The sequence below is a fragment of the Chengkuizengella sediminis genome (assembly GCF_010078385.1).
GTDB lineage: Bacteria > Bacillota > Bacilli > Paenibacillales > KCTC-33759 > Chengkuizengella > Chengkuizengella sediminis.
Genome location: NZ_SIJC01000008.1, coordinates 165,890 through 192,481, shown reverse-complemented (window position 1 = coordinate 192,481; position 26,592 = coordinate 165,890). Strand labels below are relative to the sequence as shown.

General features: G+C 33.7%; 17 protein-coding genes. 6 read left to right on the top strand and 11 right to left on the bottom strand.

The window, feature by feature from the left end:
- Both EPK97_RS16210 and EPK97_RS16205 read right to left on the bottom strand, forming a co-directional pair.
- The coding region (locus EPK97_RS16210) for a hypothetical protein (RefSeq protein ID WP_205690278.1) at positions 1-2,116 on the bottom strand (2,116 nt) is incomplete at its 3' end.
- A 1,148-nt stretch (positions 2,117-3,264) separates the two neighbouring features.
- Entirely contained in the window at positions 3,265-7,245 is a 3,981-nt protein-coding gene (locus tag EPK97_RS16205; protein ID WP_162037665.1) for a hypothetical protein, read from the bottom strand.
- 1,015 nt (positions 7,246-8,260) lie between these two features.
- Here EPK97_RS16205 and EPK97_RS16200 point away from each other — a divergent pair.
- The gene (locus tag EPK97_RS16200; protein WP_162037664.1) at positions 8,261-8,389 is read left to right on the top strand and encodes a transposase; all 129 of its coding nucleotides are present in this window, start codon (positions 8,261-8,263) and stop codon (positions 8,387-8,389) included.
- Between the two features lie 169 nt (positions 8,390-8,558).
- Here the strand turns inward: EPK97_RS16200 and EPK97_RS16195 are convergent, their stop codons facing one another.
- From EPK97_RS16195 to EPK97_RS16175, 5 genes are all read right to left on the bottom strand, one after another.
- Positions 8,559-9,131, bottom strand: coding sequence for a recombinase family protein (locus tag EPK97_RS16195; RefSeq protein ID WP_162037663.1), 573 nt, complete (start codon positions 9,129-9,131; stop codon positions 8,559-8,561).
- Positions 9,132-9,353: 222 nt separating this feature from the next.
- Positions 9,354-12,356 (bottom strand): Tn3 family transposase, encoded by a 3,003-nt coding sequence (locus tag EPK97_RS16190; protein ID WP_162037662.1) that lies wholly within the window; start codon positions 12,354-12,356, stop codon positions 9,354-9,356.
- A gap of 117 nt (positions 12,357-12,473) precedes the next feature.
- Positions 12,474-12,689, bottom strand: a complete 216-nt coding sequence (locus EPK97_RS16185; RefSeq protein ID WP_162037661.1) for a hypothetical protein — start codon at positions 12,687-12,689, stop codon at positions 12,474-12,476.
- A gap of 129 nt (positions 12,690-12,818) precedes the next feature.
- Positions 12,819-15,383: a PEP/pyruvate-binding domain-containing protein gene (locus tag EPK97_RS16180; protein WP_162037660.1), complete on the bottom strand. Its 2,565-nt coding sequence runs from the start codon at positions 15,381-15,383 to the stop codon at positions 12,819-12,821.
- Between the two features lie 3 nt (positions 15,384-15,386).
- Positions 15,387-16,058, bottom strand: a complete 672-nt coding sequence (locus EPK97_RS16175; RefSeq protein ID WP_162037659.1) for a TetR/AcrR family transcriptional regulator — start codon at positions 16,056-16,058, stop codon at positions 15,387-15,389.
- Between the two features lie 157 nt (positions 16,059-16,215).
- Here EPK97_RS16175 and EPK97_RS16170 point away from each other — a divergent pair, with 157 nt between their 5' ends.
- The 4 genes from EPK97_RS16170 to tpx all read left to right on the top strand — a co-directional run bounded on the left by EPK97_RS16170 (position 16,216) and on the right by tpx (position 18,181).
- Positions 16,216-16,614, top strand: coding sequence for a hotdog fold thioesterase (locus EPK97_RS16170; protein WP_162037658.1), 399 nt, complete (start codon positions 16,216-16,218; stop codon positions 16,612-16,614).
- A 26-nt stretch (positions 16,615-16,640) separates the two neighbouring features.
- Complete coding sequence (locus EPK97_RS16165) at positions 16,641-16,922, top strand: hypothetical protein (protein ID WP_162037657.1); 282 nt, start codon at positions 16,641-16,643, stop codon at positions 16,920-16,922.
- A 158-nt stretch (positions 16,923-17,080) separates the two neighbouring features.
- Complete coding sequence (locus EPK97_RS22620) at positions 17,081-17,377, top strand: aminoglycoside phosphotransferase family protein (RefSeq protein WP_162037679.1); 297 nt, start codon at positions 17,081-17,083, stop codon at positions 17,375-17,377.
- Between the two features lie 285 nt (positions 17,378-17,662).
- On the top strand, positions 17,663-18,181 hold the full coding sequence (tpx, locus tag EPK97_RS16155; protein WP_162037656.1) for a thiol peroxidase: 519 nt from the start codon (positions 17,663-17,665) through the stop codon (positions 18,179-18,181).
- Positions 18,182-18,406: 225 nt separating this feature from the next.
- Here tpx and EPK97_RS16150 read toward each other — a convergent pair whose 3' ends face one another.
- Positions 18,407-21,469 carry an MMPL/RND family transporter gene (locus EPK97_RS16150; RefSeq protein ID WP_162037655.1) on the bottom strand — a complete coding sequence of 1,021 codons (3,063 nt, stop codon included), beginning with the start codon at positions 21,467-21,469 and terminating at the stop codon, positions 18,407-18,409.
- 935 nt (positions 21,470-22,404) lie between these two features.
- Here EPK97_RS16150 and EPK97_RS16145 point away from each other — a divergent pair.
- On the top strand, positions 22,405-23,514 hold the full coding sequence (locus tag EPK97_RS16145) for a tetratricopeptide repeat-containing glycosyltransferase family 2 protein (RefSeq protein WP_162037654.1): 1,110 nt from the start codon (positions 22,405-22,407) through the stop codon (positions 23,512-23,514).
- Positions 23,515-23,651: 137 nt separating this feature from the next.
- Here the strand turns inward: EPK97_RS16145 and EPK97_RS16140 are convergent, their stop codons facing one another.
- From EPK97_RS16140 to EPK97_RS16130, 3 genes are all read right to left on the bottom strand, one after another.
- Positions 23,652-24,146: a hypothetical protein gene (locus tag EPK97_RS16140; protein WP_162037653.1), complete on the bottom strand. Its 495-nt coding sequence runs from the start codon at positions 24,144-24,146 to the stop codon at positions 23,652-23,654.
- A gap of 275 nt (positions 24,147-24,421) precedes the next feature.
- Positions 24,422-25,837 carry a flavin monoamine oxidase family protein gene (locus EPK97_RS16135; RefSeq protein ID WP_240903854.1) on the bottom strand — a complete coding sequence of 472 codons (1,416 nt, stop codon included), beginning with the start codon at positions 25,835-25,837 and terminating at the stop codon, positions 24,422-24,424.
- A 245-nt stretch (positions 25,838-26,082) separates the two neighbouring features.
- Positions 26,083-26,544 carry a hypothetical protein gene (locus EPK97_RS16130; protein WP_162037651.1) on the bottom strand — a complete coding sequence of 154 codons (462 nt, stop codon included), beginning with the start codon at positions 26,542-26,544 and terminating at the stop codon, positions 26,083-26,085.
- Positions 26,545-26,592: the final 48 nt, after the last annotated feature.

Genomic DNA, 26,592 nt, shown 5'->3' with positions numbered 1-26,592 from the left:
CATCACCGAAATAGTCCGTAATCGCTGATTCGGGGTAATCCCAGCTTAATTGAAGACCCAAATCAGTTAGTTTCGTTTGTGTATTTGTTAACTGAAGCTGTTCCATGTCTACTACATCAATCAGACCTGAGTCATATAAAACGTTATCCCAGTTCGCCTTTACATATAATCTTAATTGATAATTATGAGGCTGACCGTCATAATTTAAATCCGTGTAAGTGGCACCTCCTGAAATTTTAGAAGTCCCCATATACTCCCCATCTTTATAAGCATAAACAACATAATAAGGTAAACCATCACCTTCATGATCAGTATCAGAAAGGGGTCCAAAGTATCTTGAAACATCAGGATTATCCCAACTTATTAAAAGTCCATTATCTGTCACTCTCGTTTGTATATTTGTTGGTTTAAAATTTTTTCTATTCTCTTGGATAATGTCATCCACAATGGTCGTTTCGTTAAAGTAATCTAACATAATAATGTTTGTACGCGGATCTTCCAAAAAACCGTTATTGACTTCTTCCATTACAACATTGTTCGCTGGTACCGCAAAATCATCATGTAGATTTGGACAGCTGGGGGTAAATAAGCAATCGAAATGCATTGCAATTTGATCTCCAGTACTTGGCGTAGGTGGAGTTAAAATCAATTGTGAAACGTAAAGTTTTTCATCATTTTCGTTGTTGAGATCGCTATACATCCTATCTCTAATAACAGAGGGATCATCCGTATTATGCCATGTGCTAACCATACTACTACCCCTATCCAAAATCTTCTCATTGTCAATATATTGGGATATAGTCACACTAGGGTTAATATTGTTTTCATGATTATCTTTTCCAAATAAAACAACGATATTCTTACCATTTGACCATAATTCTTCTAACGTATTCGTTTGAAGTTCATCTAACGAGATCAATTGATTAGAAAATTTATTTTCAAGCTGGCTAACAAGATGGTCATAGCTGGTTTCTGTCATCTCATGAAAATGCTGAAAACCCAAAATGATAATTTCTTTCGGATTTTGTGTGACAAAATTTTGTACCCCATTTAATATATCTTCAACCTTTTCTCCATATAACCCGTGCATGGTACGTAAATCTGTTGAATACTGCCTAAAAATATCATCACAAACTACTATACCACCAGGAGCAATACTACAGTTTTCTGTCTCCCACCTCATAAAAGGACCTACCCGTAAATCAACGTAACGAACCCCCTCATAAAGTTGTTCTTTAATGATTAACTCTTGTGTTTGTCCCAAGTTTGCGACTTCATTTTCTCCAAAGATTTCAACTATAATTCTATTAAAGTCATCATAGTCTGATAAATCATAATCACTCACATCTGTAGCTAAATGCCATTCTTCACCATCATCAAATGTAGCTGTCCCAGAATCATGGGTTCCAGGCAATAGAACTTCGGTTAACTTAAGCTCTTCAAATGAAGGATTGTCTTTCGAAACTTGGTCCATCCAATCACGCTTGTCTTCTCTTACCGTTATCGTAGATACTTTATCATTACCAACATCATTATCAGATAAATTGGTATCGTCATTATAAAATGTTTCATCTGTATCGGACCAATCATCTTGATAAAGGGTCACATTATAATTACCAACAATTCTTAACGAACTTAATTTATCATCAAACCCAAAATCTTCATCTAAATTGAAGCTACCATGTCCAAATCGAAGCACCTGTCCACCATAATTTGTGTGTTCGTAAAGGTAAACTCCCTCTCCATCAGCCGGAATTTCATAAACGATTATGGTAGATACCTTATCATTACCAACATAATTATTAGATAAATCTGGATCATCAGCATAAAAAGGTTCTCTATTATCTGACCAGTCATCTTGAAAAAGTACCACTCCATAATCACCAACAATTTTTAACGAACTTAATTTATCATCAAACCCAAAATCTTCATCTAAATTGTAATCCCCAGGACCAAAATGAAGCTCTCTTCCTCCGTAATTTGCATGTTCGTATAGGTAAACTCCTGGTTCCTCAGCATTTACTTTCAATCCACCTACTGTCAGTAACAAAGTAAAAGCCATTGTAAACATTAAAATTAGACTAGACATGTATAAACCCTTTTTCTTTATGTTCATTTTTTATTTCCTCCCTTAAACTATTTGATTTTAAAAATATAACTGGTAGACACGATTGAAGATAATGTTTAACCCCACTAGGTGAAAATGAAACTTAGTAATGAAAGCGCTAACAATAATGTGAATTGAACTTGAATACCTTCATACCCATATTTGAGGCTTTATAAAGAGTTATTAATAATAGATACATATATCTATTATTAATATTATAGTATATGTAATTTTATCAGGGCACAGGGTATCATTTAGACCATAAATATTTCCAAAGCATTTGAACAATATAAGAAACAACCACTTTAGAAAAAAACGAGGGATCTTTTTCTCAATTTCTCCTTTCCTATTTTTTTAAAACCATTTCTTTCATCTTTTATAAATACGCTAAGCATCACCCACTTTCTTATAGTAAATTTTTTTACATTATGAATTATTATAAATAAGTAGATATTAATATCTATCATAGAATATATTACGGGGATGTATAGTTCTTTTTATTGGTAATGATACAGTTAGTATGCCACCAATGGTAATTTTCAATTAATCGCTTTGATCAATTTAGCAGATGGTAGTTTTTTCGCAGAGGATTAGTTAGAATATATTTTTTAGAGCCGTTCCATCCATCAGAATGCAAGTTTTTTTTCAAATCAACAGTTATACTTCCTTGACTTGTATTGCCTGAAAATATTTCTCATATCATTGATAATTCAAAGGTGACCAGATTAAAAATGGCTTTATAATTTTTTAACATAGGGTCTATTTCTTTTGTAAGTGGATATTTATAAGAATATTTCTGCTTGGAATTACTTGTCGATGATTTAGCATCATAAAGAGATAATGTTCCGTTGATTAACACTTCCCTCTTCTATATTGATTGGTAGAGAAACTGAAGTTTTGATAGGGATCTTAAAAATTGAATGAATAATAAAAAAGTAGTAATTTCTTCGTCAAATAGATGAACTAGATGTGAAATGTTTATAATACCCGTCTCCCGTAGAATAAAAAAAATCAATTTGGCTGTACATCCCAATTTGAATGTTTGACCAAGTCTCCTTCTATTTTGTTTAAAATGGTTTAAATTGGAGGTTTACCATGTAATACCTGAGTCCAATAAAGTTGAACTCAGGTGGTGAAACGTGTAGCTTGAATTAACTTTATGATTGTGGGTCTGAAACCATAATCAAACCTGAATCATATAAAAAATTTGTCCAGTTCGCCTTTACATACAATCTTAATTGATAACTATGAGGCTGACCGTCATAATTTTTATCCTCGTACGTGCTACCTCCTGATATATCGGATATCCCAATATGTTCTCCATCCCGGTAAACATAAACAACATAATAAGGTGTAAAGCCGTCTTCATGATCTTCAGAAGCAAGTTCATCACCAAAATAGTTCTTAATTGCTGATTCCGGGTTAGTCCAGCTTAATTGAAGACCGCTATCTATCACTTCCGTTTGTACATGTTTTAGCTCAAGCTGATCCGAATCTACTACATCAATGAAACCAGAGTCATATAAAAAGTTATTCCAGTTCGCCTTTACATACAATCTTAATTGATAATTATGAGGTTGACCGTCATAATTTATATCCGTGTACGTAGTACCTCCTGATACATCGGATATCCCAATATGTTCTCCATCCCGATAAACATAAACAACATAATAAGGTGTAAAACCGTCTTCATGATCCTCAGAAGCAAGTTCATCACCAAAATAGTTCTTAATCGCTGATTCCGGGTTATTCCAGCTTAATTGAAGACCCGAATCAGTTAGTTTCGTTTGTGTATTTGTCAACTGAAGCTGATCCATTTCTACTACATCAATCAGACCTGAGTCATATATAACGTTATCCCAGTTCGCCTTCACATACAATCTTAATTGATAATTATGAGGTTGGCCGTCATAATTTATATCCGTGTACGTAGTACCTCCTGATACATCGGATATCCCAATATGCTCTCCATCCCGGTAAACATAAACAACATAATAAGGTGTAAACCCGTCTTCATGATCTTCAGAAGCAAGTTCATCACCAAAATAGTTCTTAATCGCTGATTCCGGGTTATTCCAGCTTAATTGAAGACCCAAATCAGTTAGTTTCGTTTGTGTATTTGTTAACTGAAGCTGATCCATGTCTACTACATCAATCAGACCTGAGTCATATAAAACGTTATCCCAGTTCGCCTTCACATACAATCTTAATTGATAATTATGAGGCTTGCCGTCATAATTTTCATCCATGTACGTGGTACCTGAAATTTCAGAAAGCCCCATATACTCCCCATCTTTATAAGCATAAACAAAATAATAAGGTAGACCATCACCTTCATGATCAGTATCAGAGAGGGGTCCAAAGTATCTTGAAACATCAGGATTATCCCAACTCATTAAAAGACCATTATCAACAACTTCCGTTTGTATATTCGTTGGTTTAAGGTTTAAGGAAGGTACTGTAACTGCAGCACTGTGTGCTCCATCGAATATTGTAGTACGACGATCGTCATAGTTTTCATAAACCATTAATCTTAAAGAATATTCATGAGGCTCTGCCATCTCAAAAAGATTCACTTCAAGTATATTACTATTGGATCCTGGATTTGTTTGACTCACATATTCTCCATCTCGGTATATTTCATAGTTAAACTCTTTTCCAGGAAAATACGCCTCTATAATCTCTGCATGATCCCATGTCAATTGAATTCCACCTTCAACGACTTCTGCATTTAAATTCGTGGCTGTTGGTCCAACATCAATATCAAGAAGCTGATCCGAATCTAATACATCAATGAAATCTGAGTCATATAAAATAATGCTCTCAACATAGTTATCCTCTACAATTAATCTTAATTGATATTTATGATAATCACCGTCATAATCAATATCCATGTAAGTCATCTTAGGACCTTTCAAGAAACTCTCTAAACGTACATTATCCTTGTAAAGTTCAACTCTATAACGAAGAGCACCATCGTTAAATAAAGAGTCATTTAAATCTATGAAATAGTTGTCCATCTTCTCTGAAGGGACTTCCCAGCTTAATTCTAGATGACTCCCACTAGTGCGTCTCATTCCTATATTTGTAAACTGAAGCTGATCCGAATCTAATACATCAATGAAACCTGAGTCATATAGTACTGTACCCCCACTTTGATTAGCCATTACGACCAGTTTTAATTGATATTTATGATAGTTTTCGTCATGATCTAAATCGGTGTACGTGTACGTGGTACCTCCTACATCGGACGCCCCAATATTCTCTCCATCCTTGTAAACAAAAACTTTAAAATAAGGTAGTCCTAAATTATTATTCTCAGAATTAGAAAGTTCTCCAAAGTACTTAGAAACATCAGGGTTTTCCCAACTTATTATTAGGTCATCCTCTAATTCCATTTGTGTATTTGTTGGTTTAAGGATTAAGGAATTATTCTCTTTGATAATGTCATCCACAATGGTCGTTTCATCAAAGTAGTTTAACATAATGATGTTAGTACGTGGATCTTTCAAAAATCCATTATTTACTTCTTCCATCACAAGATTGTTCGCTGGTACCGCATAATCATTGTGTAGATTTTTACAGTTGTCGTCCCCATAAAATAAGCAGTCGAAATTCATATAAATATTCTCTGAAATACTTGGTGTAGTTGGGGTCATAACCATTTGTGAAACAAAAAGCTTTTCGTCTCTTGCATCTTCGAGATTGCTATATATCTTTTCTCTAAGTTCTGAAATATCATCTGTGTTTGGCCATGGACTAACTAAACTCGTACTCCTCTTTAAAACCTTCGTGTTGTCAATATAATTGGAAATAGTCACACTAGGGTTAATATTGTTATAATGATGATCTTCACCAAATAAAACAACGATATTTTTACCATTTGACCATAAATCCTCTAACGTATTCGTTTGAAGTTCATTACGCGTGATCAATTGATTCGAAAATTTACTATCAAGCAGACTAACAAGATGATCATAACTTTCTGGTTTCATCTCATGAAAGTGTTGAAAATCCAAAATGACAATTTCTTTCGGATGTCTTGTGACAAAATTTTGCACACCATTTAATATATCTTCCACTTTTTCTCCATATAACCCGTGCATGGTACGTAAATCTGTTGGAAATTTTAAGAATTCTTTATTACAGATTACCTCACCAGTAACAGGATCAACAATAAAACAGTTATCTCGATCTTCTTCCCACACCATAAAAGGCCCCACTCTTAAATCGAGGTAACGAGCCCCTGCAAAGAGTTGTTCTTCAACTGTTAATGATTGTGTTTGTGTCAAGTTTGCAATTTCATTTTGTCCAAAATTTGCAGCGAAAAATCTACTTATATCATTTGGATCTGATATATTTACCGATCTGTTATCTGGTGCTAAAAGCCATGTTTCATCATCAAATGTAGATGTTCCAGAATCATGGGTTCCTGGTAAGAGAACTTCCCATAATTTTTGTTTTTGAAATAACGGATTGTCCTTCGATAATTGCTCCATCCAATCACTTTTGTTTTCTCTAACGATAATGGTAGATACCTTATTATCACCTACAACATTATCAGATAAATCAGGATCATCATTATAAAATGTTTCCTCCGTATCGGACCAGTCATCTTGATACAATGTCACATCATAACCACCGACAATTTTTAATGAACTTAATTGATCATCAAATCCAAAATCTTCATCTAAATTATAACTCCCAGGACCAAATCTAAGCATTTTCCCATCATAATTAGTATTTTCGTAAAGATAAACTCCCTCCCCATAAGCGGGAAGTTCGTAAACTTCTATCTTATCTGCTGTGTAACCTATATTAGTATCAACTAAATCATCTTTATCGGCATAAAAAGATTGTACAGTATTTGAAAATATACCATAATCAGTAAGTACAACTGCATAATCACCGACAATTTTTAACGACCTAACTTTCTCTAACCCTGGCCCGGGTAAATCGTAAATCCCTCGAAAATCATCATAAAGAAGTCTTCCTTCGTAATTTACATTTTCGTAAAGATAAACTCCTGGTTCCTCAGCATTTACTTGTGATCCATCTATTGTCAATAACAAAGTAAAAACCATTGTAACCATTAATAATAGACTAAATATAGATAAAAATTTCTTTTTTGTGATCATTTTTTATTTTCTCCTTGTAATGTATTTGATGTTAAAAGCTAAGACTGGCTTTCAATTATCTCCCTAGTTGTTTCGATTGCAATCACCACTAATAAAATATAGACTTGAAAATACTTACAAATTCATAATGGAGTTAAAAATAATAGATTTGTATATCTATTATTTTAATCATTTTTTTAAAGGATCAGGTAGACCATAAAAAGTGAAAAAAGTATTTTAGATAGGATATTTTGTAAATAATTTCGTGATGTGTGATCAATCATCAAGATCATGATTTTAAATTATTAAGACCCTCTTTCATTTTTTAATTTGAAAAGTTTTTCAATACTATGTAACGAATAGAAAGATTTCGTCAAAAATAAAATATTTTTTGTTAATAATGTAATGATGTACAACCTATATCTAGAAGTACTTAATTTCCTTGGCTGATAGATTCTTTATATCTTTTACTAAAATATCATCATAGACCCTCTATTATTCTTTGTTCTGAAAATCTTTTTGAGGTTAAATAAAATAGTAAAAGACTGCCAACTATATAGTTAGTGATCGATAATTTTTTGGACCAAAATACTCCTCCTTTTTTATTTGATGAATGAAAAACAACATATAAAATAGATAGTTGAATCTATCTTTTTATTGTACAATAATCTAAAAATATAACAATGGTAATAATTACCCATAATTTTTAAAGATAAAAAAGCGATGGGGAGGCCATTCCGAACCCATTCACTTTATTTACACGAATACGAATCTTGGTTTCGCCTAATTTCCAGGTACCTGTTTAACATAGACATCATCTTTGAAATGACCAAAAAAGTTTTCCAACACCTAAAGAGGTTGAAGAACTGAGGCTTAGTTAATCATGAAATTCACATTTATGTAAGAGTCGTTCAAAGTTATGCTCAATGAAAAAGGCGGAGGAACTGAAATCTCCCGCAGGAAATAATTCATATAAACAAACGCTTTACTACAATACTAAGAGCACCTATCCAAATTTGAAGAGGAGATAGATGCCTTGAATCAAAAGTTTGAAGCATGTCATATTATTCGATCTATCCCAGGCATTGGAGGTAAGATTGCAACCACAATCATCTCCGAGATCGGTGAAATTGATCAATTTTTAATAACCCAAAGACACTCATAGTCTTTATTGGCATTGATTCTAGTGTCCATGAATTAGGCCAATTCAAAGCTAGATTTACCGTTTTACGAAAGAAGCTCTACTAGACTTAGACAAAATTTATATACAGCTGTACAATGTGGCTTGGTAAACACTCCGAATTCAAAGTAAAAACATCTAAACCGAAAAAGATTTAGGCTCTTTTTACTGCTTTATATTTTCTTGCATTAATTGCACGATAAAGAGATCCTTGAGAAATTCCTGTTGCATCGATTATTTCTTTTATGGAGTACTCTTTACTGTCATACATGCGCAATGCAATATTGATTTTATCCTTATCAATTTTAGGTCTTCCTAGCTTTTTCCCACGCCTTTTACTTGCATCTAGTCCTTCTTTCACTCTTTCAGCAATTAAGTTACGTTCCAATTCTGCAATCACACACATCATTTGGAACATGGCTTTACCTGTAGAAGTACCTGTATCCATATTTTCCTTTAATGAAACAAATTTAATTTCGGTCTCATCAAATTGTTGAATAATATTGAGAATGTCCAATGTTTTTCTTCCTAATCTAGAAATACTTTCAACTATGACTGTGTCACCTTTTCTGATCACTTCAAACAATTGATTCAAACCACTTCGTTCTTTAATTGTACCTGTAAACTTTTCTTCTACTATTTTTTCACATCCATATTCAGTGAGCATGTTCATCTGTCGATCCAAATTTTGATCCTGCGAACTTACTCGAGCATAGCCAATAATCATTTATATCCTCCAGTAAAAGTTATTCATTTCATTTTACTGAAAAGACATTGTTTTTGTAAAGGTATTTGGTAATACTTTCTGTAACTTTTTTTGGTAACATGAAAACCTTATAAACTTACAGACTACCAAAGCCTATAGATAATGTTACAAAAACTATGGTTTTTGGTAAGAAATCTTTTTTAATTTTCTGCTCTTGATCTCCGTATACTGGGACTTAAAAAATTAAGATACTTTCAACTTAATAGGTATTCTCTGATCCATATTCAGCTTAAATGTACCATATGGATTCACATGATTATAGAATAAAGGAGTTAATCCTCTAAAATCCTCAGGAGTCATTTTTTTCAACCAATATTGGTTATTATCGTAGAGAACCTCTTGAACCATTAAGGTGTTCATATAGACTAAGCAATTTTGAAGTAGTTGGAGAGAGAATGCAGATACCTCTTGATCTTCTATAGAGTTAGAACGAATCTCACTATTTTTTCCGTAAAAAATATAGCTATTCACGGAGTTCCAATGTTCAACTGTATTTAGTCCCTCATGAATTTCTCTGCGAATCTCTTCAGAATACAAATACTCACAAAGGAAGATGGTTTTGATAGCTTTCCCTAATTCACATAAAGCACTATAAGTTGGATGTTGCGAATCTCTCGTAAATCGTTTTAAAATTGCTTCTGCTGATGCGGTTCCTAATCGTAGAGCTGCAGAATACTTCATGATCTGAACATACTGTTGACGAATGAGATCCCAGTTAATAGGTTTACTTAAAACCTTTTGTAAGTGCTCATACTCATCATTCATCCCTGTTTCTGGACGATATAACTTTTGAGATCCAATATTTTTAAAACGCGGCATCAGTTTAAAACCAAGAATATGACAAAAAGCAAAAGCAACAACACTTTGCCCATGTGTATCTACATAATTACGATCAATTTCCATATCTGTACAGTGGTGAAGTACTCCTTCAATCATAGCTGCTACCTCTGAAGACAGACAGGACTTGAGTTGAGAATAAATACATGCTGATTTTCGATCTGTATGCCAATAAATCATCACTCCATGCTTCTTATATCGAGGGTGCCATTCCGTAAGTAAATTTTGATCCCACGACCCAAAATGTTTCGAATCAGAAGCGCAAGCTGTTGTAGCTTCTCCCCATACTTCTTTCATTCTATGATAAATAATGTGATTAGCGACCTCCGCATTAGCTTGACGCAAATGATCTTTGTGTATGAATTTATTGCGGATATATCGAAGTTCCCGATAACTATCTGTATTGTTACCAGCAGAAACAGCCTTCAACCCTGCATTGGTTCCCAAGCCGAATAAACTAAGAAGAAGTCGCCGTTGGATAGTTTTTCGATCCAGGATCTCTCTATCCGCTGTTGTTTTAAAGTGTTTTGTAAATCCTGTATGAAAATCTGCTTCCTTAAGCAAATCTAATAAGTTAACATTTGACCAACGATGCTTAATTTCTTGTTTAATATGAGCCAACTGAGGTGGTTCAAGCTGCTTATCCAAAGGAGAGACACGAATCCAACCTTTATTGTTTTTCATAGTAATGGTCACTTTTTGATTACTCTTATCTTTAAACCCCTGATTTAACTGATTCAGTCTATACTTCATAACTTGTTTGATTTTTGAAATAAACAAGTCTGAGTCAATAGGTGCTTTCAATGCTTGAAAATGCTCTTTTTTACGCTCTTCAAAATCTTGTGGAAGATCTTCATCAGGATTTCGATAACGATTTGCCCCCTCAATCCATACTTCTTTACAACAAAGCCGAGTTCGAAGGGATTGTAAAACAGCAATCTCATAGTTGATTCGATTGACTCGCTCAGTACCTTTGTTATCTGTCTCAATAATAATATCTTTCCATTTGGGCTGAATCACCCCATCAATAGGAACTTCATCCCCAACTGCAAAATAACGTTGTCCACTTTCAGCATATTCTCGGATGAGTTGGATTGATTCAATCACGGGTTGATGAGATTGATTGTTGGAACGAAAAGTGAGGTTTTTCAAAATGTTAGAAAGGTTTTTTCGATAATGTCCTTGATATGAAGAATGCATCCTAGTATAGATTTTTTCTTGATACTCACGATTGTTCCTTGTCATATCTTTAATAATATCTTGAATCAAGTCAGAACTAACAATCGGGAATAGAGTATCTTGGATGATTCCATCTGGATAATCGACTGCGGCTTCTAATAGATTTACGATGTGTTTATTTTTCCCTTTGACTCGCTCCAATTCTTCTATTGCTTCTTTACGAGTCGTATTTTTAGCTTTGTTACCAAATTTATGCGTAATATCATCTAGAAGATCAGCTAAAGTATCTATGATTTCGGATAATCGATGCCTAAATAAAATCGTAAGCAAGGTGTAACGAATAGGATCAGGGTGGGCACGTAATTCAGTTACAGTCTCTGTAGCAGCACGAAGCCGATATTTCTTTACGATTTTAGGAGATAATTGTTTACAGAGATCTTGAGGAATTTGAAGATGTTGAATAGATAACATTTTTTTGACTTCCATATCCATCGCTTTTACACTGGGTTTCCCTGAAGAAGATAGTAATTCACGAAAGGACAAGATACCGTTGTTCTCTTCATCAGTAAAATTTGTATCGAAAAACTCATCATTCTCTTCATTAGAATGAGATTCAAGTAAGGCATCTAATCGAGAACAAGTTTTTGAGGAAAGTTTCTGATACGTGATTTGATATAAATTTTTTTCAAACTTATCAATAGCAGATTCAATCATTCTTTTTAAGCTTCCAACAGAGGGAGGTTCAACTTTCCATGTACGAAAAAGACTGTATGCTTGATTTTTTAAATATTCAATATCATGGGTGAACTGAACTTCTTCTTCTAACGACTTTGAGAAAAGTGCATTGTCATGTGCAGTAAGTTCTCGAAAACTAAAAAAGTTTCGTATTGCTTTTCGGTGATCTGTATAACTTCTCTCTTTTCCACCCCAACTATATTTATCAAAAAAATCTTCAACTGAAGAATTTATTTGATCAGCTAGATGTTGAACAACAACTTTGGGAACATCTTGCTTCTTATTAGGAAATTGAGCTTCCAGTTGGAAATATTTTAAAAGGACAGCAAACCCCAAACGGTTTGCGCTTGTTTTTTTACTTAACACTAAATGATCTTCACTTGGTAATAAAGTAAAGTGCTCTTCAAGTTCTTTTTTACTCCAATTTCTCTTCAATAGCTTTCCCTCTTCTCTCTAATCATTTTATAATTATTATAAAATTCAAAATAGAGAGCATCAACAACACGTCAATTTCTTCACTTTAATTGGTAATTGTTCTGCGGACTAGAGCAGCTACCCTGTCATTAAGCCCTTTAAAAGAGGAACATCAAATTTATCTACTCCCTCATCTATTTCTTTTACTAGATTGACTGTCATATAGTCTGTATTGCCGTTGATGTAGACATCATGTATTTCTTTTTTATCAGCTTTTAACCCTTCTGCAATAAACCAAGACCCTATTAAAATACTTAGTCCCAAAAATATGGTTGAGATATGTTTTTGATTCAAACTAGATCCCCCCTTATAATTTAATAATTATCACTTGCTAAAAAAACAGCAAATTTCATTTTATTACATATAAACGCATAAAATAATGGCTTAAAACGAATTTATAGTCGGTTTAATTTTTTATATTTTTCATTCCAATAATTCAACCGTACCTGTCTCTCCATTTACTCTCACCATTTGACCATCTTTCAACCTATTCGTTGCTGATGGGATTCCTACAACTGCAGGTATGCCATATTCTCTTGCTACGATTCCACCATGACTCACAGGTCCTCCGTATTCCATGATTAATCCTTTTGCTGTTATAAATAATGGGGTCCAAGCAGGGTTCGTACTTTCAGTTACTAAAATTTCTCCTTCTATTAATTTAGAATCCTTAGGATCAAATACAACTCTGACCTTCCCTTCATAAATACCTGCTGATAAAGGCATCCCTTGTAATACTTTACTATTTGGATCAAATTTTTGAGCTGAATAGTATGTTTCCCCAGTATTTAAAACAATTCTTGGAATGTTTGTTCTAGTTAGTTGCTTATGATAGGTTTCCTTATTTTCGATCACGATTTGTTTCAAATTTTGTTTGTGCTTGATGTCGTTTACTCTTAAATAGAAAATATCTTGAGCTTCTTCAAGCAGCCCATTCTTTTGGAATTCTTCCCCAACATTGAGCATAACTCCCCTAGCAATTGTCATCATTCTTATGATATCAAATTTAGGATATTCTCTCATTCCAGCAGCGATACGATAGTTAATCATCAATGTTCTCATCATATTCGCTTTTCTTTCACCTTTATCTACTTTTATCGTTTGATAGATTTCCTCAATTAATAATTCCGCTTTTTTAGCATTTTCATCGATTTCTGCTATGTTCCGTTCATACATTTGATCTACCACATAAGATTTAATTAGATTGATTATATATTCAGGATCTTCTGACCATCTTTTTACACCAAAATCCAGCTCTAGGGTACTTCTGTGTCCAAATTTATTTAATAAATCCTTAACTTTTGGATGATGATTAGTTGGTTCAATCTGCTGTTCATCAAAGTATTTGGCAAGTTTATTTAGTGACATACCTAGTTCAACTGAAATACAACCCGGAAATGATTTGGTTAGAGGTGTGACATCAAATCGATTACCGTACATTTTTCTTAATTTCTTTTCAATTTTTGTCAGGTTCATATAATCTGTACAATACCACCCCTGCTTTGATACGGATAAAATAAAGGCTTCAACCATAACCGTTTTTAAAAATTCAAGTTTTTCCTCAAGTTTTTTGAGGTTATCTGCTTTCATTTTATACTTTTGTATTACTGCTTCACCTATAGCTTTCATATGATCATAACGCTGAGTAACTGGAATTTTTTTAGCTTCACGTAAATTTTTAATGCTTGTTAGAGCATATTTAAAAACTCCCCATGGGATTTTAAATTTAATCCCTTGACTTACAAACTGTTTCCCGTGCTGTTTGATCAAACGATTCATAGTCTCTTCAAACGGTAAGTCATTTCCGGAAAAAGCCTTGCCAAATTGTTTTCCAATCCATTTTTTAGATAATAAATAAGTAATATCTGCAAAAATACGTCCATCAGCATTTTTAACAAATACATGATCTATTGGTTTTTTACGACTACTCATAATGTTAATGATTGCCGGCAATGTGTGACTAAACATATCAAAACCTAGAGGTGTAAATGGTTCCTTCATACCTAACATGACTGTATTCACACATAAATAGGCTCTAATTTTGCCATCCTGTTCAAAATGTTCTATGGGGAATAATGAAGTAATGTCTCTTGATTGAACGATAAAAAATTCATTTGAATCGTTGATTGCAAATTCTATATCTTGAGGTGTACCGAAGTAATTTTGAATTTTCTCTGCTTCTTTTACAATCATTTGAATATGATGTCTTTCTAAGGAGCTTACTTTCTTTTTATTGTTTTTTACTGGTACATACTGAATTCCATATGGAGCATATTGAAATAAAACTTCTTTTGAAGCAATCTCTTTTCTAATTATTTTGCCACTAATTTTATCCACTGTATATTGATCAGGATTGACTTCTCCACTTACAATTGCTTCCCCTAAACCATAAGATGAATTGATAAGTAATTCATTCCTTATTCCTGTTAATGGATTTGAAGTAAAAATAATACCAGATAGTTTGGCATTAACCATTTCTTGAATCACAATTGCATGTGAAAAATCAGAAGTGATCTTATTTTTACTTCTGTATTCAATCGCTCTTTCGTTCCATAAAGATTGCCAACATAAAATGATTTTTTCAATGATATCTTTGTTCGTCACATTTAAATAGGTGTTATACTGCCCTGCAAAACTCATACCAGGTAAATCTTCTACTGTCGAACTGCTCCTAACAGCCACAAGACCGCTAGAAATCTTTTTCATATCCATGCCTATTTGTTCTTTTAACTCATTTTCAATAAATTCTTCAGTAAAATATTTCTTTATGGCTTCTGATTTCTCTAAAGAAGATTGATTGCTGTTAACAATATCATTTATCTTATCTTTTAACCCATTACTATTTACGTAATGTTCATAAGTTTCAGAAGTAATAACAAATCCATTAGGGACCTTTAATCCTAAATTGTACATCTTACTTAAGTTGTACCCTTTCCCTCCAACTAAGTTAAAATCTCCTTCTTTAATTTCATTAAACCATTTCATCATATTTTACCCCTCCCCATTTTGTTCATTTCTAGCACTTTGAACATAAGTAAGAGCTGCCTCTTTTATTTTAATCTTGTGACTTGTAAACCCTAATGTTTGATTCAATAAGTTTTCAGTAAAATGCAATAAATTTTCAAAATTGTGTAATGTTTCAGATTGTTCTGCATAAATCACTTCTCTTGACTTGTTAAAAACCATCATAACTTCTCTCGTCCATAAACTAGCCAAAAACTCTGGGTACTTGATCTCAAATATCCCCTCTTCATTTCCCTTCCTAAATAGTTTTAAATAACAATCAGTGGTGACAAGTTCAAATTGCTCTGCTAATTTTCTTAAAATAACGTGGTTCCCACTAAAGGAAAACAAAATTTTCATTTTTGGCCATTCTTCAATTTGATCGATCTTATATTCGCTTATTTTCAAGAAGACAAGATTTAATAATTCAATTACTGTACGATCTTGATCTTGTAGAATTCGTTCATATTCCATTACCAAATCGTTTATATAATTCATAGTAGTCGCTTCAAGAATTTCATCTTTTGATTTGAAGTGGTGATAAAAACCACCTTTTGAACTCCCAGCCAATTCAATGATCTCAGAAACAGTTGTCTTTTCAACTCCTTTTTCAGCGAATAATTCATATGCGGTTTTAATAATTTTTTGTTTTAAATCCAACTTAAATTACCTCCTTAACAAACCGACCGTCGGTTTGTATTTAAATTTTACTCTGAGTTTGTAATTAAGTCAATGAAAAAAAGAAATTTTCCTAAACACAAACTAGGAAAATGATGTAAACTATAGTTAAAGATTAAATAAAGGGAGGAATTGACCAATGGCAGACTCTTTGAGCTTTGAGAATACGTTAGTATCTAATCTTGGGATTGAAATTATTGAAATTTCAGAAGAACGAATCGTTGGAACGATGCCTGTTGATGAGAGAACTCATCAACCATTTGGAATATTACACGGAGGTGCATCTGTCGCTTTAGCAGAAACGGTTGCAAGCATCGGTACATTTTTTTTAATTGATCAAGAAAATGAAAACGCGGTAGGTTTAGAAATTAACGCAAATCATATTAAAGCAGTAAGAAATGGGAAAGTAAAAGCAATTGGTACAACCTATCATCGTGGGAAAAAAACAATGGTATGGGATATAAAAATTGTGGATGAAGAAGATAATTTAGTTTGTATTTCAAGATGTACAATGGCTGTAATAAATAAAAAGAAATAATAGATATCATAAGGGAGAAACCATACATGCAATTGCAAGAAAATTTTGTTCGATTAGTACGATTATATTTTAAAAAGCATGGTGAAATCTGGTTACAAAAATTACCGAATATAATTAAAGATTGTGAACAAAAATGGTCTTTCGAAATTGAACAACCATATACTCTCTCTGTTAACTATGTTGCACCCGTTAAGTTTAATAACGGGAGTGAAGCAGTAATAAAAATTTGTATCCCAGGTGAAGGGTTTTTAAATGAATTAGAAGCTTTGAATTTATTTACAAAGAGCAGTCACTGCAGGATATCGTAAAAAAACATACAAACGGATTTGGACCTTTTTCACACATAGTATTAAAAAAAGCTTTGCGGTTATTTGTCAAACTCAATCAAACAATCAAACAACCTAAACTTCTTCATGGGGATTTCCATCATTACAATATACTTGCTAGTGATCATGAGAACTAGAAAATTATTGATCCTAAAGGGTTAATAGGTGAACTCGAATATGATTTAATACAATATTTGAACAATAATTTACCTCTTAATGAAGATAAATTAGAAATTATAGAAAAAAGGATAGACATATTTACTGAGGTACTGGGTTTAAATAAGAAACGTATTTTGTTATGGGGGTATTGTCATACTGTATTATCTACTTGTTGGTCTATAGAAGATGATGGTCAATATGACCAAACCTTTTATCAATGTGTGGGGGTTTATGAAACATGTTTTGAAAAAAATTATGGAATTGAGTTGAGGTTATGAAAAAGTTCGAAAGCAAACATAAAAAGAGTGAGTTGCTAATGTATGTAGCGACTCACTCTTTTTGTTGTATCTATTAATTTGTCTTGATAATGTAAACAAATGTCGATCTTTTTTTTGAATATTAAACTACAATGAATGGATCTATGTCGTTTATAAAACAAACTACTTAACAATGAATATTGTATCATCAGTTATTTCTAATATAATAATAGTGTAATCAACAATGTGTTAATTAATTAACAATATGTTTTATAACAAATGTTCACCTATAAGGAGGAATTGATTGTGACGCAAGAACGTACAGGAGTAGCAACATTTAAAGGTAGTCCTCTAACATTAATTGGACCTGAATTAAAAGTTGGAGATAGAGCACCTGATTTTAAAGTAAACAAAGATTTATTTACAGAGGTATCACTTTCAGAATACGCAGGTAAGGTTAAGTTGATTAGTGTTGTCCCTTCATTGGAAACAGGGGTATGTGATGCTCAAACACGCCGTTTTAATGAAGAAGCTGCACAATTAGGCGAAGATGTTGTTATTTTAACAATCAGTGCTGACACTCCATTATCACAAACTCGCTGGTGCGGAGTTGCTGGAGTTGATAAGGTAGTTACTTTATCTGATTATAAAACCAATGTATTTGGCGAAGCTTATGGGGTTTTAATTAAAGAAATAGGTTTGGATTTGCGTTCAATTTTTGTTATAGATGTTAATGATATTATTCAATATGCAGAATACTTAGTTGAAATTACCGATCATCCAAATTATCAAAATGCAATTGAAGCAGTAAAAAAATTAGTTTAAAAGAACCCGTATATAATGAAGATTTTAAATCAAGTAGCAAGAAAACAGGATAAACTCCTGTTTTTCTGCTCTTGAAATTATATAATTTTTAACTCAATAAAAATCACTATCAACAGACAAAATCTAGAAAAACAAATACAGGAGCTAGAAAGTTTATGGATGTGAACATATTATTCTTGAAAAAGAAAGTGGCGTAATCTTTGGACACCCTCTTTGTCGTTAAAGTTATTTTGTTAATTTTGACTGTTGCTTGCTAAGTTTCATTCTAATTGCGAATAACCCAGGAATAAGCATCGGTATCATCACAAACGTGAGAAGGAACAAACCGATAATTACCACAGTCGCAATTTGCGTTAAAGATAATACATTGGCTGGATACATGGCCGCAAATGTACCACATAAGATAAACGCAGCTGCGATCACAACTTTTCCAATCTGTTGTTTCGCCAACAGTAATGCATCCATCGGGTGATGATCTTTGTACTCTTTATATCGCATCATCACAAAGATGCTGTAATCAACTCCTAACGCAATAATCATAATAAATGAGAAGAACGGAATAGTCCAAGAGAGGCCGCTATAGCCAAGAATATTAATAACCAATAAATTGGTAATTGTAAGCGCCGTATAATAACCTAATATTAACGATGCAATAATAAATACCGGCAACCAAAATTCTCTTAAAATAACGATTAACACAATAAATATTCCAAATAACATCAATACCACCGTACGATTAAAGTCTGCTTTCACAATCGCATCGAGGTCATTATTCGTTGAAGAAATACCACCAATAGCAAAGATAGCATCCTTATTCTGGGATGTTTTCAGTTCTGCAGTTACTACTGTCTTAATCTCATCAATAATATTCATTGCTTCTATTGAGTAAGGGTCTACCGCCAATTCTACATTAAATTTAACCATCTTTCGATCATCTGACATGTATGCATTAAGAATCTGTTGATACTCACCTACTAACATCTCATCTGGCACATAAAAAGTAGCCGTTTCACTCTCACTTGTCACTTCGTCTAAGTAACTTATAGCATCCACTAAACCTGATGAAATTTCATCTAAGCCTTCTGTACTTTTAGAAAGTCCTTCCTCTAATTTCTTGATATTTTCGGACATATCAACGAGCCCGCTTTTTAAGCGTTTTTGCCCGTCATTGACTTGATTAATTCCTTTCTCTAATTCCACTATTCCTGCTAGTAGTTCTTCTTGACCTTGATTAATATCCGTCAAACCGCTAGAAAGCTTTGTTTGTATTTCCGACAAATACGCTGACATCTCCGCTTGTAGCGATTGCAAGTTACTTAACTCGTTTACCGCATTATAATAGCTACTCTTCGCACCATTGATTGCTGCTGTAAGTGCATTATTTAATTCAGTAATCTGCTGCGATGCAGCTTTTAGATTAGCAACGTCTTGATCTCCATGAAATTCAGGATATTTCTCAGATAGTTCTGTCACAGAATCAATGATTGTATCAAGGATTGTCTGTACACGCAACAACTGGGATTGGAGATCTTCTGCTTTCGCAATGACAGTACGGTACCTTTCTAATTCGGATTTCTTATCTAATGCAAGTTGATTGAAATCAGCCCATTTCTCATTTAATGCGTCTATTTCTTTTTTTATAGTTGCTTCAACTTTTGCCGTCTGTGTATTGAGCTGATCATTCGATTTGCGAACCTCCGTTTCCATTTGATTCAAACCAGCTGCGATTTCCTCTGTTCCATTGATTAGTGCATCAACTTGATCTGGGTCTGATGGTGAAATTTTTTCATTTACTTCCGATATCCCCTCGGATATTTGATCAATTCCCTCATTTGCATCCGATATTCCTGAACCAACGTCACCTACCTGTTCTTCCAAATATAAATCTTCATTTTTTTCACCCTTTGGTCTTGTTGGTCCATAAACTGTCTCAACACCATCAATTCGTGAAATCTTCTCCGTTAGTCCGTCTAACCAATCTAATTGCTCATTATTATCTAATTGTTGTTTCGCCTTTAACACAACCGTTGATGGTAACGCTTTACCTGGTGTAAACTTCTCTGATAATAACTTAAACCCTTGAACTGATTCGTAAGAGTCACTCACTTCGTCAATACTATTGTATGACACTTGATTAGTGTATGTTAGCAAAAATGGGACCGTTACAACAGCGACTATCAAAAGAGAGACAAAAGGTCGCGTTAGCGAGAATCTACCTAAGTACAGCCAAATTTTGCTTTCTCCATGTCCATGAGACTCTTTTACAGGCCAAAAGAGAAAACGACCGATTACCATCATAAAAAATGGCATTAACGTATATAGGGCGACAAGTAAGGTAGCGATTGCAACCGCAACCGCAACCGAAGATTGGAAAATTGAAAATTTCGCAAAACCTAAAATACTAAACCCTATAAAAACTGCCAACCCACTGTAAAATACAGTTTTTCCTGCGGTTTTAAAGGTTTGGACAATCGCATCTGGTATTTCTAATCCTCTACTTAGTTCCTCTTTAAAACGGCTTAAGAATAAAATATTGTAGTCCGTTCCAATTCCAAACAATACTAAGATCAAAAATGTTTGTGTTGTTGATGAAAAAGGAAAATTTAGTTTATCGACAAGATGAGCAATGATACTTAGTGAACAGGCGTATGTGATTCCAACTGTAAGTAAAGATATGACTGGTGTAACTGGTGAACGAAACACAAGGACTAAAACAATAACGATAAAGAGAACTGTAAATAATTCTGTTTTTTTCACACCTTTACCAGTCGTCAATAGCTGGTCTTCATTAATGAATTGGTTTCCAGTTAAGTATGTCTTCACTTCAATATCTTGAAGCTCAACTTCAAGCTCATCTCTCAGTTCACTGACTTTTCGTCCCGCCCTATCCATTGACAGAACGGCCATTACGGTTGTCATATCTTTAGAAACAAACTGGTCAGTTAATTCCTCATTGTTAAAATGAGTTGTTATCTGATTGATTCCTAGCTCATCTTTTTTTTCGTTAAGACCTTCAATTTCCGTTTTGATATTGGTCATCTGCGCTTCTGTAAGAGCTTCTGCCTCATTAAAAATGACAACAACATTTATACTCTGAACATCTTTTGGCTGACCCTCTAATTCATTGAGGAAATCAACCGCCACCAAAGATGAATAGTCTTCTGGAATTTTCGCCTGACCCTTTTCCCTGACTAAGGCATCCATATTCGGCATCGTTGAAACAAAAAGAAAAATTGCAATAATCCAGAAGATTGCGATGCCCCAGCGAAATTTAATGATAGACCTCATACTGCTCCCCCCTAAGTAGTTAATACATTCAAGTTTTCACGTAAAAATAAAACCACTATAAAAGAAAAAAAGAAAATAAAAATTAGCACTACTACCGGTGCTAATCTTATTATTACTTAATTATCCATTTCTATCCGAAAAATGAAAAGACTTCGTTCAAACTAAATAGAACAACGCTTTCATTGTTATGTACATAAGTATTAACGTCATCCAATACGTGAAGCTCCTCCTTGCGAACACAAAGAATCTAAACAACTACCGATGTTTCACAAGAATAGGTAATCTTATCTCCATTCCTAAATCTCCTAATCGCTGTGATCTTTTATCAAACAAGAATATCCGTTAGAGATATAATCCATGAAAATACATCCATCGTAAAATGGACTTTATGTTTCTCTTAAAGCAAGGAGTGATCTAGAAAAAACATTTAGAATAGAGGGGATGTAGAGTGGGCGGATGCTGAAACAAACTTTGCATCACACGCTTAAAATAAAAAAAATCCGTAAAACGGATTTTAACCATCATCAGAGGCATACAGTCAAAGTATTTTAGTACGGCAGGGATTTGTCTGCTATGCCAAATATGCATTTGGTCGTCCTTGCAAGGATCAAAAAATGTCTTCAAATGGAAAACAAACTATTACCACATCTCGACTTGTCAAAGATAAAAAGGGTTAAGTGCCGCCTACTGTCTCGTTAAAAATAGATATTGTAAGCACAGATGGATTCATTGAAATGTCCCATAGGGATGATCCCCTTTTTATGTCTTAGTTTACGTTATATCAGCATTTATCTGTGTAAACTGGTACCTAATGAATTATTTTTCATATATTGATACTACCTTTTTATGAATTGAATTGTAATCTTTTGGATACGATTTTATGTTATTTTCAAAAGTGTTTTTGAAATTACGGTTTAGAGGTAAGGGGAGATAATATGGAAAGTGTTACAATAAGCCTTTGTATGATAGTGCGGAATGAAGAGGAAGTCCTTGGTCGATGTTTATCTTCTGTCACTGACTTCATAGATGAAATCATTATAGTGGATACAGGTTCAACGGATCGGACGAAAGAGGTAGCAAGAAAATATACGGACAAGATCTTTGATTTTGAGTGGGTAGATGATTTTTCTAAAGCGAGAAACTTCTCTTTTTCAAAAGCAACAAAAGACTATATTATGTGGTTGGATGCGGATGATATTGTTCCAGAAGAAAGTCGGTTACAAATATTGGAACTTAAGAGGAGTCAGATCCTTGCTCACAATATGGAGTGCATTATGATGGATTATCAATATAGATTTGATGCTCAGGGTATATTAATCTCTACGCTTCTCAGGGAGCGTATAATAAAAAGAAAATGCAATTTCAAATGGATCGGGTTAGTCCATGAGATACTTGATGTTTCAGGAAAGGCATTTATAACGAATATTAAAATTAAGCATTTGAAGAAGAAAACGCACTCAGATCAGTATATAAAAATTTTTGAAAAAGCGGTTGAGCAAGGAAAGAAGTTAAGTTTAAGAGATAAGCTCCACTATGGGAATGAATGCTTCAAACATAAACAATATCAAAAGGCAGTGGATTTATATGAAGAAATTTCAAATGAAAAATCCTTAAATCATAATCAAAGAATTTATGCGTATTTAAAACTTGCCGATTGCCATATTCAGTATAATGAATTTGACCATGCGATTGCAAATTGCCTGAAAACTTTTGAGTTAGACCCACCTAGAGGAGAAGCCTGTTGCAAGCTAGGCCATATTTATGCACTAAATCAACAGATTCATAAAGCGATAGGTTGGTATAAAACAGCTTCTCATATTGATATTCCAGTGAATAGTGCATATATAAAAACTCCTTGTTATACATGGCTCCCGCATGTACATTTATGTACTTGCTACATGTCATTAGGCCTTTATGCAGAAGCCAAACAGCATAATGATATTGCGTCAAAATATATTCCCGACAGTTCTTACGTGAAGGATAATGAGAGGCTATTGATGGAATTGGCATCACATCCTGTCATTAAGCCCTTAAGTAAGGGGTAATCGTCTTTTGCTTCAAGGGATGCAAAAACCTGAATGTCAGACATTAAGAAATGTCTAGCATTCAGGTTACATGTCTTTAGGGAATATTTTTATATCAAGTTTTTTCTATTCATTAATGTGGTTATACCGGTAAATAATTATACAGGATTCACCCTTCCAATATGACAAGTTGAGATTGCAATATGAGTAAGACTACTCATACTGGGTGAAGGATTTTCTATAGTCACAATACCTTCTCCCACTTTTTCAATGATTCCAGTCTCAAAAAAAAGGGATCCGTCCCCGTCATATTCAATCTCCACCGTCTTTTTAATTAATGATTTTAATTTATTTGTAGTAGGATCTTCACAGCAGCTACACTCCCCTTTGTTATCTAATTGGATTGGTTTTAATGTTAGGTTAAAATCACCACCTTGAACTCCAACTGCAGTGACATTACATATTGGATACGATCCTCTACTTGTTTCTACTATAAAATTGTCAGCAGAATCGATTGTTGTAATAGATGAGGTGTCGACATCAGAAAAAGCAGTGGTGGTAATTGCCACATCATTACGGCCCACTAATTGTTGCATAACAGATTGCATTGGACATACACAACAATCACAGATCGTTCTATCGAATTTACCCATGTGCTCTCACCTCCGGTCTACATCAATTCTTGTTATATTATGTTATAAGCACTCCCCTAGATTGTGCGAATGCCTAGAAGAATGTGAATTTCATATAAAATCCGCATTTGTCTGTGTCAACACGTGGTGTAATGTAATAAGATGAAAGTAAGCATTCACAGATGTTTCTATTAAAAACACTCATGGTATCTTGAAAAAATAAGAGTTTCTTCCCTTAATAGAGAAGAAACTCTTATTTTATATGCATCATCTATCATACACGTTCATTCCCCATATTATTTTGGTAGTTCGTTTACTTCATACGCCACTCGTATTCCCGATTCAATTGCTCCCTGGATCCAACCATGTGTAATGGAAGTATGTTCTCCTGCAAAGTGTACTCTTCCTTGAGGTATAGTTAAGTAAGGATATAGCTCTATTTTCTGTCCAGGACTATAAGCCGAAAATGCTCCCGCTGAATATGAATTCTGACTCCAGCTAAAGGAAGCACCTGTTACGAATTCTCTATATACCTGATCCCCATAAATTTCTGCTAAATTCATTAAAGCATATTGAACGCGTTCTCCTTCATCGAGACTATCCCACATTAAAGCATCATCTTCCCACGTATAACTTGCTAAAACTATGGCGTGTCCTTTTGTTCCAAGTCCATGACTTGGAAAATATGTAAAACGTATAGGCAAATCTGTTACGGTTTTACCACCAAATTGACCTTCTTTTTCCCAAAACCTGCTTTTAAATTCGATTGCTATCTTTGTTGAGGTCATATAGTTGAGTTCACGTATGGCTTTTCTTTTATGATAGGAGAAAGAATCGTATGGTTCAATTTTTACAAATCGTAATGTTGAAAATGGTATAGTCACTATAGCAAGATCTCCAGTTATATTGAAAGACTTTGAGTTTTTCTGATTAATGGACTGGATATTTACATTGTTATTTAAGTTTTCTATTTTTATTATTTTATGATTAAATTTTATATTTTCATTTAGTTGTGGTAGAAATGCCATTGGTAATCGGTCCATACCTCCCGATATCTCATAATAACAAGTGGTTGATTTGAAAAACTCCATTTGTCGTAATACCTCATTTAAAGATACCCCCAAAAATGCTTCCATATTCAGAAGTGTACCAATCATATCAACAACACTCTCTGAATAAATCGAATTTAAGAGAAACCTAAACGAGAGTTTTCTATTGTTTTTTTCTACTATAGCCCAATTTTTTTCTGGATCTTGTTTGATGAAATCAAAGTAAGGTTGAAGTGCTAAAAGCATTAGATATTCAGCTGTCTTATCTCTTTCATTTGGATTCACTGGATAATTTAAAATTCTTGGATTACGTTCAAACATACCACGACGTGTTTTGACGCCATTTGCGTAAATGATATCCATAGGAGTTTGATAAATAAATAAATTCATAGGCAATTCAAACTTTTTAACATATTCTAAGGATAGGTAGTGGAAATTAGGAATACGCATTGCTCCCGCATTGAAAAATAACCCGTTACTAAAAGGAGAGCGCAAAGTATTAACACGTCCTCCCACTCTATTATTCGCTTCCAGAATGGTGACTTTATGCCCAGCTTCCTTTAATAAAGATGCTGCGACGAGACCAGCTAATCCAGCTCCAACAACAATAATATGTTTTGGAGATTGTGATTTTTCAATCCCTTTTCTAATGATATTAAGCATTTGTTGTTGATTCAGTAAATGAAAACTCACGTTAAGCATCCTCCGTTTCTTCACCTACAATAAGGTTTATTTATGAATTGGATGCAGTTATACCTCGAAATTAAAAGCCACTACATATTGCTAATATTATGCAAAATAAATATGCATGATGTTTCGGAATAAACTTTTTTTGACAAAAAAAAACGATTCTCCTTTCACAAGAAAAATCGTCCACATGATACCTATATCGAATTGTAGAATAATCTTTATACCGTTTGTAGATCTTTAATCAACACTTCTTTGTCCCTTGGATCTTGTATATTTTCTCCAGCTTCATTTGCTAATTTAAGATATTTGTTAGTTTTTTCAATATCATTTGTTACTTTATATGCTCGGGCAAGTGCTTCATAGGCAAAAGCCAGGTCCCAATCACCGATTTGATTTTCTAAGCAAATATCTAAACATCTTTGTGCATGATAAATCGCTCTTTCAGACTTTTTTAGTACGGAATAAACTCTAGAAATTTGCCACTCACCTCGTGCTAAATTCTCTTCTTTACCGATAATTCCCCAATGATATCTTGATGCGTGTGCAGCATGTATCATAGTATCGTCTTCCATCGTATTTCGAGAATCTTTTTGTAACAGATCCCATACTTGATTAAATAAATTGACAGCGCATTTCTTATGAAATTCCTCCATTGTATATTGTTGGTCTTTTTCACTCATATCATCGACTCCTTAACTTAACCTATTGTCATATTATAACATTTAATA

Bases quoted from the DNA above. Each gene is read 5' to 3' on its own strand.
- EPK97_RS16205 (WP_162037665.1), bottom strand. From the start codon at position 7,245: ATGATCACAAAAAAGAAATTTTTATCTATATTTAGTCTATTATTAATG.
- EPK97_RS16195 (WP_162037663.1), bottom strand. From the start codon at position 9,131: ATGATTATTGGCTATGCTCGAGTAAGTTCGCAGGATCAAAATTTGGAT.
- EPK97_RS16180 (WP_162037660.1), bottom strand. From the start codon at position 15,383: ATGATGAAATGGTTTAATGAAATTAAAGAAGGAGATTTTAACTTAGTT.
- EPK97_RS16170 (WP_162037658.1), top strand. From the start codon at position 16,216: ATGGCAGACTCTTTGAGCTTTGAGAATACGTTAGTATCTAATCTTGGG.
- EPK97_RS16165 (WP_162037657.1), top strand. From the start codon at position 16,641: ATGCAATTGCAAGAAAATTTTGTTCGATTAGTACGATTATATTTTAAA.
- EPK97_RS16150 (WP_162037655.1), bottom strand. From the start codon at position 21,469: ATGAGGTCTATCATTAAATTTCGCTGGGGCATCGCAATCTTCTGGATT.
- EPK97_RS16145 (WP_162037654.1), top strand. From the start codon at position 22,405: ATGGAAAGTGTTACAATAAGCCTTTGTATGATAGTGCGGAATGAAGAG.
- EPK97_RS16140 (WP_162037653.1), bottom strand. From the start codon at position 24,146: ATGGGTAAATTCGATAGAACGATCTGTGATTGTTGTGTATGTCCAATG.
- EPK97_RS16135 (WP_240903854.1), bottom strand. From the start codon at position 25,837: ATGCTTAATATCATTAGAAAAGGGATTGAAAAATCACAATCTCCAAAA.
- EPK97_RS16130 (WP_162037651.1), bottom strand. From the start codon at position 26,544: ATGAGTGAAAAAGACCAACAATATACAATGGAGGAATTTCATAAGAAA.